The sequence below is a fragment of the Moorena sp. SIO3B2 genome (genome assembly GCF_010692525.1).
In the GTDB taxonomy this organism is placed as follows: Bacteria; Cyanobacteriota; Cyanobacteriia; order Cyanobacteriales; family Coleofasciculaceae; genus Moorena; species Moorena producens.
Map to the genome: position 1 here is coordinate 17909 of NZ_JAAHHE010000038.1, position 15603 is coordinate 33511.

Below are 15603 nucleotides of genomic sequence, written 5' to 3' on the forward strand. Positions count from 1 at the left end.
CCTGATGTGACATACTCCCAACCTTGCCACCCTGACAGGGGTAGGTTTTTTACATTTGGGTCAAGAGTCGGGAGTCGGGAGTCGGGAGTCGGGAGTCGGGAGTCGGGAGTCGGAAGTCGGGAGTCGGAAGTCGGGAGTCGGGAGCGGTGCGACCCGTGGCGAATTTAATTCGACGACTGTAAGCGCACTCCCTGGGAATCGGGAGTCGGGAGTCGTCAGAAGCGGGAGATGGGGAGATGGGGAGATTGTTATTAATCCTGTGTCCGAACAGTTAAAACTTGGGGGGGTGTCGAGTCTGGGGGATAGAGAAAATCGACTTGCACCAGCCGCTGGTCAAGGGGTGGCATCTGCAACCTAACTAGGGTATCCCCCTGCTCACCACGCCGTTGTACCAAATGCACATAGCGCGTCCGAGGTAAACCTTGATCATCCTTATAGCTCAATTGCACTGTCCCCCGGAAAAATATTTGCTTAGCTGGAGCCTTTAAAAACCTTAATCCTCCCTGGATTTGATCTTGTTTAATCGGTGTCTCAATAGCCAGGGTGACCGTTTGAGTATCCCCGGTGGGATTAATCAGTGGCAAGGTCAGGCTGTATTGCACCCCATAATTACCATGGGCAAAATAGGCGGTATCTGGATAACGGACTAACATCGGCGCACTCTGAATTTGACCAGTACCTAACCTGCCATGATGGAGGGTACTCAGTCCGTAGGAAAAGGCTTTTCCCGGTTGCGGAATAGTTAGAGATTGAGCAGTAGGATTATCCACTAACTGAGCTTGCCATCTAGAGCCTCGGGCTACTCCTGCCACTCGACCGTAGATAATTGAACCAGTAGTAGCAATTGGATCACTCGGGGCGCGATCGCGTGGTCCGGCTAACTCCCCTTGCTCTAATAAATCCTGCCATTGAGCTATAGTAGGAGAGCGTTCATTGCCATCACTATCTAAAGGTGCATACTGGGCAAGACTAGCGGCGTATACCTTTCCATCACTGTATAACCGCATCAAAGTTGAGCGACCATTAATAGGTGGTGTCAAGGTTCGCACTGGAATTGGGAGATTCAGCAACATGCGACTTTGCTGAGCCTGAATCACCAATTGGGCAGGAAATCCGTCTTGCCTACCTCCACGCAGGATATCACTCATCACTCGGCTACCAGGCCCAGCATAAACTCTACCGGCAGAATTATCTACTTGGGAGGGCAATTCGATAAATGGTGCATCAGGCTGACTCAGGTAACTAGCTGCCTCAATAATATCTACTGTTACTGGTTCTTTGCCTGGATTGTGGAGGATAATCCCCAGATAGAGGGTGCGCAAATCGTCTCGGGTGGCTGCTTTAGCAACATGGTGGGCAAAGATATCAAAGCGCCCCTGAAATGGAAAGTTTAAGTGAGCCCCTGGGTTGGCTTTGTCAGAAGGGGGAAATGTGGACAGTAAAATTCCTTCAGTCTGTACTAGTTCGGGACTGTTGCTGTTGAATACGGGTACATTATCTAGTTGTCCTGGTAGAGGGCGTATTTCTTGGAGTTGCACGATTTCTACTTGAGGTGTTGGTGCTGGGGTGGCTTGAGCCAGGGTGAAATTTAGTAAAAATGGCAGCATGGATTTAGGGGTTTTAGTTAAACCAAAAGTGGTTAAACCATAAAGACGCGAACAGGCAAAGATTTGGATCAGGGTGCCATCTGCTAAGTTCAGAAACTCTGTTAGTTACAGGTTTTTAGTCACAGGTGTTGGCTAACTGGGAATTCTGAGTTTTAGTGATGTCAGCTGGAATTTTCCAGTATGGCATGGGAATATATTGAATCTATAACTATGACTTTTCTTTACCACCAAGTTTCCCTTGCCCAACTTTCCACCAAGGCACGTTCTGATCGCACACGCTGGCAGTCAGGAACTGAATTAGCTATGGTTACCTATGGGGAAGTGTCTCTTGGTTTTATTGTCCCTCTGGAAATTCTAACTGCTTTGCCCACTGAGGCGGTTGCTGGAATGCCCCTAAAAGAACTACAGCGTTGGCTGTTTAGAAATCGGCAAGGATGGCTGGAAGGGATTATGGATGCTTTGACTCTCACTTACAAGAAACAGGAGGTACTGGGGTTGCTCCACCCTCGCTACTCAAATCAGTTATCAGAGCTAGTCAAAAGTAGACAATCGGCTTAAACCAGTGAGTATTTCAAGAAAATCCCACGTGAGCATCAAAACGCGAACGGAACAACGAACCGCTTCGCGTTCGCTCTTAGCGGAAGCTGAGGCCTTTGGCCACGCTACGCGAACGCTTCATCGCGTAGCAGCGACAGCCGCGATAATCGCATTTTTAGGTATTGCCTATTTGTGGTATTATATCACAATTTATGACCAATTTATGACCAATTTATGACTTCCCTCTTCCAGTTTATTCCCCCTGTTAATCCTTTTGAACTAGTTATTTGAACTAGTTATTTGAACTAGTTATTTGAACTAGTTATCATAGTCAGCCAAATACCCATGTTTAAGGAGGTAAAAAGGACTCCATAGACTACTAATAAACAACTCCATTTGGCAAGCTGCAATTAAATCAGACTGGATAGAACCACCATGCTTGAGCCAGTGAAAGGTAATTTTGCGCAAATCGTTGGTCATATAAGCCACAGTTGCCAATGGTCTTAGCCAAGGTTTTACACTCAACATCCGGGTCACATGACGACTTAAACCAATCCCACGGAAAAATGGAATTAAATACTCACGTCTCAGACGCCAGCTAGGGATTTTGTGCTCAATTTCCATAGCAGGATTGTACCAGATTTCCCAGCCCTTAGCTTGGATACGAGACAACATCTCTAAATCTTCCCCAGTTAACATACTGCTCTTAGTGCGCCCAGTCAAAATAGGCCGAGAGGGCATACTCTCTAACCAAGCTTGTTTTCGCACAACCAACCCAGCTGAAGGTGGTAGTAATTTTTTGTGCGGTTCATAAAGTAATGGCTCACAGCCACGTTCAGTGATTGCTAAAAATGGCGCAAGTTTATCAAAATTTGGCGGAGGAGTGACTTCAAAAACACCATGGATTTGACTACCATAAGCACCAGAAGTAGGGTGAGATTTGCCAAAGGCGTAAGCAGCAGCTATCCAAGACATTGATGGAATCGTGTCATCGTCTAGGAAACCCACTAGTTCACCTCTGGCTTCCTGAATGGCACGGCATCTGGCATAAGCTGCCCCTTGTTTCGCTTCAAAACAATACCTCAACGGATATTGCCTTGGCCAATTGGCTTGATAAGCGTGAACAAGCTTAGCGGTGCCGTCAGTGCTGTTGTTGTCAATAACAATAACTTCCCAGCTGAGTTGGTCTTGCTGGCAACAGTCTCGCAGTCGGTCTAAGACTTCTGGTAGACGGTTCTGACCGTTGTATGTGGGGATGGCAACAGTTAACTTAATAACCATAGTTTTTTTCTGAATGTAGAAAAATAACCCTAACTAATTATTGAGAATATTCCCAAGTGTTAAGCAACATTATCTCTCTCTGAGGATATAAATTGTTATTGGTTTAGGCAATTTAACCGATACTTTAAGCGGAAAGCTTACACGCTACGCGCGCCCTTGGGTTTGCTTTCCGCAAACAGCTATCAGCCCCTCAGCCCCTGCAGCGAAGGAGCTTACCTTCAACAGCTAACCCAAAAGTTCAGTTTATGCCCGTGGGAAGTATCTATTGATAAATGCTATAGCAAAGGGAACAGCGGATCACCGGAACAGCGGATCACCGGAGTAGGGAGTAGGGAGTAGGGAGTAGCTGACAAGGGTAGGTTTTTTACTTTGGAGATAGGTAATAGGTAATAGGTAATAGGGAATGGGGAATGGGGAATGGGGAATGGGGAATGGGGAATGGGGAATGGGGAATGGGGAATGGGTAATCGGAACCCACCCCTAACCCCGACCAGGAGGGGAAGAGCGGGAGATGGGTCGGTAATCGGTGGAAATTCTGGGAGATTTTCCGACAGACATATTTGGCGAAATTTCAACAAGAGTGCCAGTACGTACTCGCCCAAATGTAAAAAACCTACCCAAGTGAGGTAGGGAGTAGGGAGTAGGGAGTAGGGAGTAGGGACTGCATCAAGACAGACTACATAATTTTATGGCATAAAACTATGATTTAATTGCCAATTAACTGAGAAATAATTTATTCTGACACCAAGTTGCGGTCAAACGTACAACTTTCTCTTCTCCCAATCTCCCAATTTCCCTATCTCCCTATCTCCCTATCTCCCTATCTCCCTATCCAACCAATCTACTATCTTTGAATGCAACTCGGTATGACTCTTGACTCGAAGCTCCTGAATCCTGGATAAAGTTAGTTATCTCGAACTCAGGTTACTAGTAAGCACCTTTTTTTTGTAAAAGCACTATGGCAGTTTTTACTAAAATCTTCAAATCTAGCCATAGTGACCAATTTTCCATGTAAAAAGTATCTAGACGTACCACTTCTTCAAAAGAAGTAATATCGGAACGACCCGACACTTGCCAAAGTCCGGTTATTCCCGGTAAAACTGCATGACGTATAAAGTGTTGTTCAGAGAATTTATTGACATCTCTGATTGGCAAGGGCCTAGGACCAACTAAACTCATTTCTCCAAAGAGAACGTTAAATAATTGGGGAAGTTCATCTAGGCTATAGCGGCGGATGAATTTTCCTACTTTAGTAATCCGTGGATCATCTTTTATCTTAAAGAGAACACCATCTTTCATTTCATTACGAGCTTCTAGATCTTTGAGGCGTTGGTCAGCATCCACAAACATACTGCGAAATTTCCAAGCCTTAAATCGTTTATTATGTAACCCCACTCTTTCCTGTTTGTAAAATATCGGTCCTGGCGAATCAAGCTTGACTAAAACGGAAATACTAACAAACAGTGGCAAAAGCACAATCATTACTAATACAGAAAGCACAAAATCAAAACATCTTTTTGCCCAAAAGTCAATACCAGTAATTAGAGGGGGAGAAAACCGTATGGTAGGTACACTAGCAATACTAGACATCTCCAAGTTTTGGTAAATAGGTCCTAATTCTGTACACAAAATTCGCAAGGTTATACCTGCGTTTCTGAGACTCCAGTAAAAGAACATATAATCTTTTACCTTGTTCCAAGAGCAAACAAAGACTTCGGCTACCTCTAGAGCACTAATTTCTTTAATAAAATCGGATATGTTCGATTTATCTAACAAATTAACATCGAAGAATTTAATAATGCCATAACAATCTTCGTTCCCCAGTAGTTGAATTGCTTTTTGTTGTTGATCTGGTGAACAGATTATCAGGGTTGGATAGCGAAGTAAACCTTTTTTGCGAAGCCGTTTCAGAATAAAATCTATTCCTAAGCGTCCGATGCAGACAAGAGCGAGGCTTAATAGCCACAACAAACTATAAATTGGTTGAATCACAAATTGATCGGGCTGATACAGGCAAGCAATAACGAGTAGACTAATCTGGGAAAAAGTGATTGTCTGGGCTAGAGCTAAGTAGTCACGGCGTTTGTTACCAGAATTATAAAGGTCTTGTAAAGCAAGCAATAAAATTTCCCAGGGTATGACTACATAAACTAGTATTGCTTGATTGACTATTCCCCAATCATTATTTATGTGATTACCAAAATTAACGGCAATTAAGCATGCCATCAATAGCATGAATACATCAGTGACAACTAATGTAACGATGCGAAGCCATACAGCATAGGTATTGCGACGAAGTTTGGCAAAAACAGGATCACGTATATCAAATCTATAGGTTTCAGTTAAGGGCAGTTCCATGACAACTCCATTAATTAATATCCGATGAAAACCAAATTATTATAAATAATACTCAATGGTATTTAATGCTAACTACTTGGATTTAATACTTATAAAAAAATGCTAATTCTTAGAACATATTATTATAATTTAATCAAAAAACACTAAATAAATTTTAACTACGGCGGTTTGCATAACTATCAGGTACACAGGATTGTTTTCCCTCTTCCCTCTTAGCTGCTCCCTGCTCCCTGCTCCCTGCTCCCTGCTCCCTGCTCCCTGCTCCCTGCTCCCTAAAAAACCATAATTTTGTACCTAATTGAATTGCAAACCGCTGTATGACCCTTATCCATCAATTTAAGCAAATCGGCCATTTTTTTGATTCAATACAGAGATTTTTTGCGAGGAACCAGCGATAACCGCAAAAATAAAAATATCAACGATTATCTATACAAATAAATAGGCACAAAACCGGATGGTTTTGAAAAATGGTTAGACTTCCTATCTAAGTATAAAAATGCCGTACACTGAATTTTGTTTGATGCTTGACTAAACCAGTGTTTCAAAAGTCTACCTCATACTAAACCATGGGGCTAGACAAACTAATTCACCTGCGCATCCTCATAAAATTTGAGAACTTATAACCTGCGCAATTAGGCTAAATTTGTGAATATTTTAACTTTAAAGACACCCTCTAAGGTGGAATGCTCCCTACTTATATCTATGCTAAACTACTGCATTAGTGGCGATGCATGTAATCAAATGTGAGGCTCCCTATTTGGGAAGGATGTTTGCCTAAAAAACTATCATCAAAAAAAATCACAAACATCCTTATCGGTTCGTCAAAAAAAAGCAACTACCAACTTTGTAGCGCAAAATTTTATTTACGTCAACACTATTTTATTCTTTAAAGAATTGTATTAATCGATAATTTTGAACTTTCTGTGGAGAATATGTGAAATTTTGGCTGAGAGGTTATTTACGGTAAATTCACTACAGCCACAAATAAATTTTTGAGTTAACGTGGTGATGATTCACTCCCATGCAAACTGGGAAGTTTGCATGGGAGATTTTCTCGGGAAGCAATATCTACCAAAATTGCCCACATTACATTACAGGAAAAGGAAAAAATGACGGAACCAAAGAGAGCGCTAATCACTGGAATTACAGGTCAAGACGGTTCCTACTTGAGTGAGTTGTTGCTAGAAAAGGGCTATGAGGTTCACGGTATTATCCGAAGGACCTCCACCTTCAACACAGATCGCATTGACCACATCTATGTAGACCCCCACAATGAAAACGCACGGTTCTTCTTACACTACGGTGACTTGACTGATGGTGTGACCCTACGCCGGATCTTAGAGGCGGTTCAGCCATTGGAAATTTATAACTTAGGGGCTCAATCCCATGTTCGGGTCAGTTTTGACTCCCCAGAATATACCGTTGACTCGGTGGGAATGGGTACTCTCCGACTCTTGGAGGCGATTCGAGACTATCGTCAGCGCACCGGTATCGACGTGCGTTTCTATCAAGCTGGTTCTTCTGAGATGTTTGGGAAGGTACAGGAGATACCCCAAAAGGAAACTACTCCATTTTATCCCCGCTCTCCCTATGCCTGTGCTAAAGTGTATGCTCACTGGCAAACTATAAACTATCGTGAATCCTATGGCATGTTTGCCTGCAATGGTATACTATTCAACCACGAATCACCCCGTCGAGGGGAAACCTTTGTAACCCGCAAGATTACCCGAGCAATTGCCCGAATTGTCGGAGGTCAGCAGAAAAAACTCTACCTGGGTAATCTTGATTCTAAGCGAGACTGGGGTTATGCTAAGGACTATGTCAAGGCAATGTGGATGATGCTCCAGCAAGACAAACCAGATGATTATGTGGTAGCGACTGGTGAAACCCACTCGGTTCAGGAATTTTTAGATATTGCCTTCAAATATGTCAATCTGGATTGGCATGATTATGTGGAGTTTGACAAGCGTTATTTGCGTCCTGCTGAGGTAGATCTACTTATTGGTGACCCCACCAAGGCAAAGAAGAAGCTGGGTTGGGAGCCATCTGTAACCTTTGAGCAGTTGGTAGCCTTAATGGTAGAAGCGGATTTACAAGCCTTGGGTCTGTCGCTCCCTAACGGCAAAAGTACTCAACCTTTGAATGATCAAGCCTATATCCGTCAAGGCTTAGCTACGATGGTTGACTAATCCGTTAGTTTATGACTGATTATGAAGGTAGCATCGGTGATGCAAGCCAATACATCTGACCCACAAATCCGGATCGATAGGATTTGTGTTGAATAATGACTCAGTATATTCCTGCTTGCATTGCGATGTACCAGACGGTGATAGTTCTCCAAAAGCTAGGCAAGGATGACAAATAAATGGTAAGTTTAGATCTTAGTAATAAGAGAATTCTAGTTACTGGTGGAGCTGGATTTCTAGGGCGTCAGGTAGTTGATCAGTTGTGTAAAGCTGGAGCGGATGCACAGAAGATTACTATTCCGCGATCGCGTGATTATGACCTGCGTTCTTTAGAGAACTGTCAAAGAGCTGTGGATCAGCAGGATATCATCATTCATCTTGCTGCTCACGTTGGTGGCATTGGTCTTAATCGAGAAAAGCCAGCTGAGCTATTCTATGACAATTTAATGATGGGTACTCAGCTAATTCATGCCGCCTATGAAGCTGGTGTGGAAAAATTTGTCTGTGTTGGTACCATCTGTGCCTATCCCAAATTCACACCAGTACCGTTTAAAGAGGATAACCTCTGGGATGGTTATCCGGAAGAAACCAATGCCCCTTATGGGGTTGCTAAGAAAGCTCTTTTAGTCCAGCTACAAGCCTATCGGCAACAGTATGGATTCAATGGCATCTACCTGTTACCCGTGAACTTGTATGGTCCGGAAGATAATTTCGACCCCAGCAGTTCCCACGTAATACCTGCCCTGATTCGTAAAGTCTATGAAGCCCAACAAAAGGGAGAAATGAAATTGCCAGCGTGGGGTGATGGCAGTCCTACCCGTGAGTTTCTCTACTCAACTGATGCAGCACGGGGTATTGTGATGGCTACCACGGATTACAATCAACCAGAGCCAGTTAATTTGGGTACAGGCTATGAAATCTCAATTCGCGATTTAGTTGAGTTGATTTGCGAATTGATGGAATTTAAGGGAGAAATTGTCTGGGAAACTGATCAACCCAATGGTCAGCCTCGCCGTTGTCTGGATATTCAACGAGCGAAGGAGGAGTTTAACTTCACTGCTCAGATGGAGTTTAAGCAGGGGTTGAAGAATACTATCGACTGGTATCGACAACACGCTAGCTAAATCTACCCAAACCCATTTTAGGTAGGGGCGAAGTATTTGTACCTGGATATGTAGCTTAAACAGTAGCTCCAAGAGTGCCAGTTTGTATACAAATACTTCGCCCTCTAAGGGGAAAGCCAGACAGACTTTAGTAGAAGAGTAATCAAAAGACAATTTATATCCTGTCTGGAAGCATTAAGAGTGTAAGGTTTGGTAATTAGTAATGGGCAACGGGGAATTGTGATGACTACCAAACTATTACCCATTACCATAAAAACTTATAAAATTAACACTAAAACCAAATATACATGATAGTAAAATTTTTTTTATTCTTGTTAACAACTCTAACTTAATCAACTATAATCAACCAACATCCTAATTTGTTTTAATTTATATAGCATCTAACTATAGATAGATTTATAAAAAAAATACCTAGCTTCTGACGGTGAAAAAAGGGTGAGTAATCTACTAATTTTTTTTTGCAGTGAGTATTAAACTTTTTTCCTGAGCAATTATGGAAGCTATAGACTATTCAGAAGAAATAGATTTTCAGAAATACTGGCTAGTTCTCAAACGGCGCTTTTTGCCAGCTACCCTAGCCTTTGGTGGTGTTCTCGGTCTTGCTGCATGGTATGCCTCCTCTCAAAAAACTGTTTATTTAGCAGCAGCTCAACTGCTGTTAAAGACAGATAATTCCTCTTCTCTGACCGGGTTGGATAATCCAACTGGCACGATTGATAATGTGGCTCGCCAGAGCGACCCCTTATCTACGGAAGTAGAAATTATTCGTTCCAGACCAATTATAGAAAAAACCATCAGAGCTCTCAACCTCAGGGATGAAAACGGTGAATTTTACCCTCCTGGGGTCATTTTAGGAGGACTGAGTGTCAAACCAATTTTGGGGACAGACATCCTAACCATTTCCTATCAATCCCCTGATGCTAATTGGGCAGAAAAGATCGTTAACACACTGATTAGGGTTTACATAGAGAATGATATCCAAACTAACCGAGCGGAAGCTGTCGCCGCTCGTGACTTTATTGAGAAACAACTCCCAAAAGTTGAAGCTACTGTCAGCCAAGCAGAAGCGGATTTGCGTAGATTCAAAGAAGCTAATAAAATATTAGATCTGCAACAAGAAGCTAGCATTGCAGTCGGGTCGATTGCCAAATTAGACGACGAAATTTCTCAACTTCAGGCTCAGTTAGCACAGATAAATGCTCAGTCTGAGGGCTTGCGCAATAAGATCGGTCTGGATACACAGCAAGCTGTCGCAGCTACGTCTTTAAACCAGTCTACTGGGGTGCAGGAGGCACTTAGACAACTCCAAGAGGTACAAGCTCAGTTAGCAGTCGAGCGCACCCGCTTCAACGATGAATACCCGACAGTGGCTAAGTTGGCTCTTCAGGAAGCTGCACTATTAGAACTACTACAAGAGCGAATAGCACAGGTCATTGGTAGCCAACAACCAGCGCCACCGGTTAATAGTTTGTTAGAGTTTGGACCGATCCAGCAACAACTGACTGCAGAACTGGTTCAGTCCGAGGTACAGCGTTTAGGGCTGACTAGCCAGCTAGCTGTTCTGACCAATACTCAGTCGGCTTACAAACAGCGGTCTAGAGTCCTACCGAGACTAGAGCAGAATCAGCGGGAACTGGAGCGACGGGTAGCTGCTGCACAAGCAACTTACCAAATTTTGTTAAGCAAACTACAAGAAACCCGAGTTGCGGAAAATCAAAATGTAGGTAATGCCCGTGTTATTTCAGAGGCTATCGTTCCTGAAAACCCGATTCCGATCCCAACCAACCTGATCCTGGCAGGGGGAGCCTTTGCTGGTATCTTAGTTGCGATCGCTACGGCTTTCTTGCTCGACCTCTTAGACAGATCGGTTCATACGCTCAAAGAGTTAAAAGAGTTGTTCAGATATACGTTGTTAGGGGTTATTCCAGACTACGGCAAGCTGGTCAGTACAAGCTATTTTGGTGGATTTTCTCAACAGAATGTTTTCCCCATTTTTCCGAGAGATTTGCCCCGCTCTGTCATCGGTGAAGCCTATCAAATTCTGCAAGCCAATCTGAAATTTATCAGTTCTGATCGACCACTGCAATCGATTGTAGTAACCAGTTGTGTTCCTAAGGAAGGCAAGTCTCATGTCTGTGCTAATTTAGCTGCAGCTATGGCTCAAGTAGGACGTCGGGTGTTACTAATCGATGCTGATCTGCGTTATCCATCTCAACATCATCTGTGGGAACTAACTAACTCAGTGGGTTTAAGTAATATTCTCGTGGGTGAGGCTCAATTTGATCAGGCTAAACAGGAAGTAATGACTGGTCTTGATGTTCTGATGGCTGGGGTCATCCCTCCAAATCCTGTGGCTCTTCTGGACTCTCAGAAGATGGCTTCACTGATGGAGAAGTTCTCACAAGAGTATGACTGCGTTATCTTAGATACTCCAGCATTAGCTGGTATGGCTGATGCCCCAATTTTGGGCAAAATGGCTGACGGCATTTTGCTGGTGGCCCGACCTGAAAAGGTAGATTCTGCAAGCGCTAATGCGGCTAAGGAAATTCTCAACAGCTCAGGTCAAAATGTTCTGGGGTTAGTTACCAATGGTGTAATCTTCAAAAACGAACCTAACGGCTATATCTACCACAACAGGGAAAACTATACTCCGCCAGATGTCAGTCAAGAAAAGGCTGAATGTAATCAGCCGTAAAACCTTGCACGCTGTGAATCTATTATCCAGAAGCTGCGCTGCCAGAACGTTGGTGGCGCATTCTGATCATAATTCCTAAGGTTATTTGCTTCATCATCCAGTAAAATACTGTCAGCACCACGAATGTTACGGCCATCACTAGTAGTGGACCTTTCGAGGTTAAATCATTAATCATGCCCTTAGCTAAGGTATTGGGTTGAGCAACCAAGTCCCAGCTGTTGAACCGTTGGAATCGTCCTAGATAAATACCAAAGGCGCACAGAGCATGAGTAATTAACTCAGCTGAGGAGATCAACTTTCCTAACCTTCGCCGCTGCAAATACTCACCTAGGTTCATCACAGATAGAACGTAAGCTTCAAAACCGGTTAGGATAACTAGCAGATGTTGGGGAATAACAACTAGAGTAATTGTCCATACTGAGTAATTCCTGCGAATGGCTTGAATTAGATGAATCACATCGGTGAGCAGATAGGGCGCATTGGGCAAAAATAGGATAAAAACTGCTAAACCTATCCACCATAATCCGGAGTGTAAGCCAGATTTACTGCGGAATAGCCAAAAACTTAGAGCTAATGGTATTGATGCTAGAAACAAATTCCAAGCCATCCAGTCATTGTTGCTATGCCAAGCTTTCCATACCTCAGTTAGTAATGTGTCCATAGACATGATTAGTGAACCTTTGCTCTAGGGTAGATTAGCCTTCTTAAGTGGTATTGAATTTAATCCTTATCCTAACTCATCCGTTCAGCCTTGAGCTTTGAGCTTGAGCTTTCATAGGTCATACTTCATACTTCAGCCTTAATAAGCGGTTGACGGTTGACGGTTGACGGTTGAAAGTTGAAAGTTGAAAGTTGAAAGTTTAAGGTTTAAAGTTGGAAGCCCTTGAAGCTCATAGCAATTCTGCCTCATTACCCCAGAAGGGATATGATAATCAGTCAACTGGATTTGAGATAACCATGCCTCAGAATCGGATTATTACTCTCCTGAGTGATTTTGGCTTACAAGATGTTTATGTGGGTGTGATGAAGGGTGTCATTGCCCAAGTTAACCCAACTTTGACTATAGTAGACCTGACTCACCAAATCCCCCCTCAAAACCTAGCCGCTGCTCGGTTTAATTTGCTCAATGCCTATCCCTACTTTCCAGCAGGGACAGTTCATGTGGCGGTGGTTGATCCAGGAGTCGGCAGTCACCGCAGAGCGATCGCTATCCAACTCTCACAGGGTTTCTTGGTCGGTCCAGATAATGGGCTATTCAGTGGAGTTTTAGAGCAATACCCACTCATGGCAGCAGTTGAGCTAAGCAACTCAGACTACTGGCGCACTAGAAATCCTAGCACTACGTTTCATGGTCGAGATATCTTTGCCAGTGTTGGAGCTCACTTGGCTAGTGGCTTACCAATCGAAAGGTTGGGAGAGGTAATTGAGCCAAACACTTTGGTAACACTAGATATGCCAATAAAAAGACTAACCGATGATGGGATTATTGGTTCTATCCAATATGTTGACCATTTTGGTAATTTAATCACCAATATCCCAGGAGCTGAGGTTGATGGCAAAATTTGGTCGGTTAAGATAAGCGATCGCATTATCCCCCATACTCAAACCTACAGCAATTGCCCACTTGGAGAGTACGTTGCCCTAATTGGTAGTCATGGTTGGGTGGAAATCGCTGTTAACGGTGGGAGTGCTAAGTCTCAATTACAGCTGGATTGGGGAGATACAGTGGAATTAAGCATTAAAAATTAAAATGTTAATTAGTACAGAGTTCCTTTCCAGGATATTATGACCACATCACTACAACCATCTGAACCAGTAGTTTACCAAGGTCAGTTTGGCGAATTTACCATTACCGAAAGCGATCGCATTGGCGTAGTTATCTACCGCGCTGGCTTAGTGGTAGCAGCCTTGAGCTTTGCGATCGCGAGTAATTTAATTCTATTGCGGGGAGCTAGCCCAAGTATTTTAAATGTCCTGACTCCTCTTTATGGCTTATTCTGCCTTGCCCTAGGGGTTAGCTTAGTCACTATTCATATTTATCTAGCCCCCCTGCACCGCCTACTACAAATCTTTTGGGGCATTGGTTGCATTTCCGCCATTGTACTGGCATTTTCCAGCAATGAGCCCCTTGCTATATACATTTATAACCATCCTATTTCTCTATTCGGAATTGGTTTTACCTTTGCAGCGTTAACCGGAATTTATTTCAAGGAAGCATTTTGCTTTAATCGCTTGGAAACTAAATTCCTAACTCCCCTAGTACCCATGCTGTTACTGGGACATATCGTTGGATTTTGGTCTACAGATTGGGAGATGATTCTATTAGGACTATGGGCGGTTTTGTTTATGGTGTTTGCCCTGCGTAAACTATTGCAACCGATTCCCGATGATATTGGTGATAAGTCGGTTTTTGAGTATCTCAAAAAGAAGCGTCTGTAAGCTAATAGCTAATAGCTATCAGCTATCAGCTATCAGCTATCAGCTATCAGCTATCAGCTATCAGCTATCAGCTATCAGCCATTGGCCTAAGGCCACGCTACACCGAACCGCTTTTGGATAAAATTAAGCACCTCAAGCAGCGTGAGCCTTAGGCTCACGGCTGACCGCTTGACCGCACCTCAAGTAGCGTGCCCGTAGCGCATATGCTTATGATCAGCTTTTCCCCAGACTTGAAATTCTCATTAATCTCGAACTCTTAAATTATACTGTTTGAGGTTTATTTTAACCTGACGGCTGACAGCTGACGGCTGACAGCTGACGGCTGAATGCTTACAAACCTGTAGAGAATTAATAAGCTGCTAGTCATTAGTCAATTACCAAAAAACAATACTATAAACGAAGGAAGCAAGGGGACTGACTATAATCCTTTTTTAAATAATCCGGACAGATGGGACTTTGATTGGTAAGTAATAGAAAAGTGAGATGCTCTAGACCTTATTAGTCATCAGTGATTATTAGTCATCAGTGATTAGGTGACCACGGTTTTCTATACCGTAGACTATACCGTACATTAGTGACCACAATATCATTTATTTGTGGTTACTAATGACTAGTGACTATTGACGAGATAATTTTTCATTAAAAGTCCCAATCATGCGTTTAGTATGTAGGCGAAAACAGTGGGTTTTAACGGTTCAAGGATGGTTTGTGAATACTTTTTTGATTATTACTTGCAGTCTTTTTATGTTAACTCATATCCACCCATTTTTATCGATTAAGTCTCCGATTAACGCTGATGCATTAGTAGTAGAAGGATGGCTACCGGACTATGCCTTAAAAGGTGCCATCGAAGAATTTTATCGGGGTAATTATCAAAAATTGATCACCACCGGCCCTCCTCTGCGTAAAGGATATTATCTGTCAGAGTATAAAACCTATGCTGAACTGACTGCGGCAACGTGTATCGCACTGGGTGTTGAGCCAGATAAACTAGTTGCTGTTCCAGCACCAGATGTTAATGTCAATCGTACGTTAGCATCGGCTCAGGCGTTACGGGAGTGGCTATTAACCTCAGATAAATCAATCAAGTCTATTAATCTTTATTCATTTGATGTTCATACTCGCAGAAGTTGGATGCTATTTAAGCAAGTTCTTGCTCCTGAGGTTAAAGTTGGAGCAATAGCCGCTAACTCCCTTGACTATGAAGCAAAACAGTGGTGGGTTTCTAGTCAAGGAGTGCGGTCAATCATGTCTGAAACAATCGCTTATCTCTATGCTCAAGTTGTAAGTTGGAAAGTTTGAAGATTGCCAAAACTGCTATAGCAGTTGTGAATTGGGTGAGGGAGTAGGGAGTAGGGAATAGGGAACAGGGAACA

Annotated in this window: 14 protein-coding genes; 9 read left to right on the top strand and 5 right to left on the bottom strand. The window is 43.1% G+C overall.

What is annotated here, in order from left to right:
- Positions 1–6: 6 nt before the first annotated feature.
- Positions 7–168 (top strand): hypothetical protein, encoded by a 162-nt coding sequence (locus F6K38_RS12035; RefSeq protein ID WP_154659952.1) that lies wholly within the window; start codon positions 7–9, stop codon positions 166–168.
- A gap of 83 nt (positions 169–251) precedes the next feature.
- On the opposite strand, the gene F6K38_RS12040 is transcribed toward F6K38_RS12035, so the two are convergent.
- On the bottom strand, positions 252–1607 hold the full coding sequence (locus F6K38_RS12040) for a DUF3370 domain-containing protein (protein ID WP_287251593.1): 1356 nt from the start codon (positions 1605–1607) through the stop codon (positions 252–254).
- Positions 1608–1817: 210 nt separating this feature from the next.
- On the opposite strand from F6K38_RS12040, the gene F6K38_RS12045 reads away from it, so the two are divergent.
- Positions 1818–2165 carry a hypothetical protein gene (locus F6K38_RS12045; RefSeq protein ID WP_131826867.1) on the top strand — a complete coding sequence of 116 codons (348 nt, stop codon included), beginning with the start codon at positions 1818–1820 and terminating at the stop codon, positions 2163–2165.
- Between the two features lie 4 nt (positions 2166–2169).
- Positions 2170–2382: a hypothetical protein gene (locus tag F6K38_RS12050; RefSeq protein WP_131826866.1), complete on the top strand. Its 213-nt coding sequence runs from the start codon at positions 2170–2172 to the stop codon at positions 2380–2382.
- 80 nt (positions 2383–2462) lie between these two features.
- Here the strand turns inward: F6K38_RS12050 and hpsE are convergent, their stop codons facing one another.
- The 3 genes from hpsE to F6K38_RS12065 all read right to left on the bottom strand — a co-directional run bounded on the left by hpsE (position 2463) and on the right by F6K38_RS12065 (position 5783).
- Complete coding sequence (gene hpsE, locus F6K38_RS12055) at positions 2463–3425, bottom strand: hormogonium polysaccharide biosynthesis glycosyltransferase HpsE (protein ID WP_287267600.1); 963 nt, start codon at positions 3423–3425, stop codon at positions 2463–2465.
- A 275-nt stretch (positions 3426–3700) separates the two neighbouring features.
- Positions 3701–4027, bottom strand: a complete 327-nt coding sequence (locus F6K38_RS12060) for a hypothetical protein (RefSeq protein WP_165691800.1) — start codon at positions 4025–4027, stop codon at positions 3701–3703.
- A 325-nt stretch (positions 4028–4352) separates the two neighbouring features.
- Positions 4353–5783 carry a sugar transferase gene (locus F6K38_RS12065; protein WP_008189982.1) on the bottom strand — a complete coding sequence of 477 codons (1431 nt, stop codon included), beginning with the start codon at positions 5781–5783 and terminating at the stop codon, positions 4353–4355.
- Positions 5784–6892: 1109 nt separating this feature from the next.
- On the opposite strand from F6K38_RS12065, the gene gmd reads away from it, so the two are divergent.
- From gmd to F6K38_RS12080, 3 genes are all read left to right on the top strand, one after another.
- A complete protein-coding gene (gene gmd / locus F6K38_RS12070; RefSeq protein ID WP_044495291.1) occupies positions 6893–7972 on the top strand; it encodes a GDP-mannose 4,6-dehydratase in 1080 nt (359 codons plus the stop codon).
- A gap of 176 nt (positions 7973–8148) precedes the next feature.
- Positions 8149–9093: a GDP-L-fucose synthase family protein gene (locus tag F6K38_RS12075; protein ID WP_287249849.1), complete on the top strand. Its 945-nt coding sequence runs from the start codon at positions 8149–8151 to the stop codon at positions 9091–9093.
- 493 nt (positions 9094–9586) lie between these two features.
- Positions 9587–11788: a GumC family protein gene (locus tag F6K38_RS12080; protein ID WP_008189977.1), complete on the top strand. Its 2202-nt coding sequence runs from the start codon at positions 9587–9589 to the stop codon at positions 11786–11788.
- Positions 11789–11810: 22 nt separating this feature from the next.
- Here F6K38_RS12080 and F6K38_RS12085 read toward each other — a convergent pair whose 3' ends face one another.
- Entirely contained in the window at positions 11811–12449 is a 639-nt protein-coding gene (locus F6K38_RS12085) for a DUF1361 domain-containing protein (RefSeq protein ID WP_008189975.1), read from the bottom strand.
- Between the two features lie 296 nt (positions 12450–12745).
- Between F6K38_RS12085 and F6K38_RS12090 the strand changes: the two genes are divergently transcribed.
- The 3 genes from F6K38_RS12090 (at position 12746) to F6K38_RS12100 (ending at position 15529) form a co-directional block, all read left to right on the top strand.
- The gene (locus F6K38_RS12090) at positions 12746–13537 is read left to right on the top strand and encodes an SAM hydrolase/SAM-dependent halogenase family protein (protein WP_287249864.1); all 792 of its coding nucleotides are present in this window, start codon (positions 12746–12748) and stop codon (positions 13535–13537) included.
- A gap of 36 nt (positions 13538–13573) precedes the next feature.
- Entirely contained in the window at positions 13574–14227 is a 654-nt protein-coding gene (locus tag F6K38_RS12095; RefSeq protein WP_071102652.1) for a DUF2301 domain-containing membrane protein, read from the top strand.
- A 744-nt stretch (positions 14228–14971) separates the two neighbouring features.
- A complete protein-coding gene (locus tag F6K38_RS12100; RefSeq protein ID WP_008189968.1) occupies positions 14972–15529 on the top strand; it encodes an ElyC/SanA/YdcF family protein in 558 nt (185 codons plus the stop codon).
- Positions 15530–15603 lie beyond the last annotated feature (74 nt).

Coding starts and splice junctions, on each gene's coding strand:
- F6K38_RS12090 (WP_287249864.1), top strand. CDS start 12,746: ATGCCTCAGAATCGGATTATTACTCTCCTGAGTGATTTTGGCTTACAA.
- F6K38_RS12040 (WP_287251593.1), bottom strand. CDS start 1,607: ATGCTGCCATTTTTACTAAATTTCACCCTGGCTCAAGCCACCCCAGCA.
- F6K38_RS12075 (WP_287249849.1), top strand. CDS start 8,149: ATGGTAAGTTTAGATCTTAGTAATAAGAGAATTCTAGTTACTGGTGGA.
- F6K38_RS12045 (WP_131826867.1), top strand. CDS start 1,818: ATGACTTTTCTTTACCACCAAGTTTCCCTTGCCCAACTTTCCACCAAG.
- F6K38_RS12080 (WP_008189977.1), top strand. CDS start 9,587: ATGGAAGCTATAGACTATTCAGAAGAAATAGATTTTCAGAAATACTGG.
- hpsE (WP_287267600.1), bottom strand. CDS start 3,425: ATGGTTATTAAGTTAACTGTTGCCATCCCCACATACAACGGTCAGAAC.
- gmd (WP_044495291.1), top strand. CDS start 6,893: ATGACGGAACCAAAGAGAGCGCTAATCACTGGAATTACAGGTCAAGAC.
- F6K38_RS12065 (WP_008189982.1), bottom strand. CDS start 5,783: ATGGAACTGCCCTTAACTGAAACCTATAGATTTGATATACGTGATCCT.
- F6K38_RS12085 (WP_008189975.1), bottom strand. CDS start 12,449: ATGGACACATTACTAACTGAGGTATGGAAAGCTTGGCATAGCAACAAT.
- F6K38_RS12100 (WP_008189968.1), top strand. CDS start 14,972: ATGTTAACTCATATCCACCCATTTTTATCGATTAAGTCTCCGATTAAC.
- F6K38_RS12095 (WP_071102652.1), top strand. CDS start 13,574: ATGACCACATCACTACAACCATCTGAACCAGTAGTTTACCAAGGTCAG.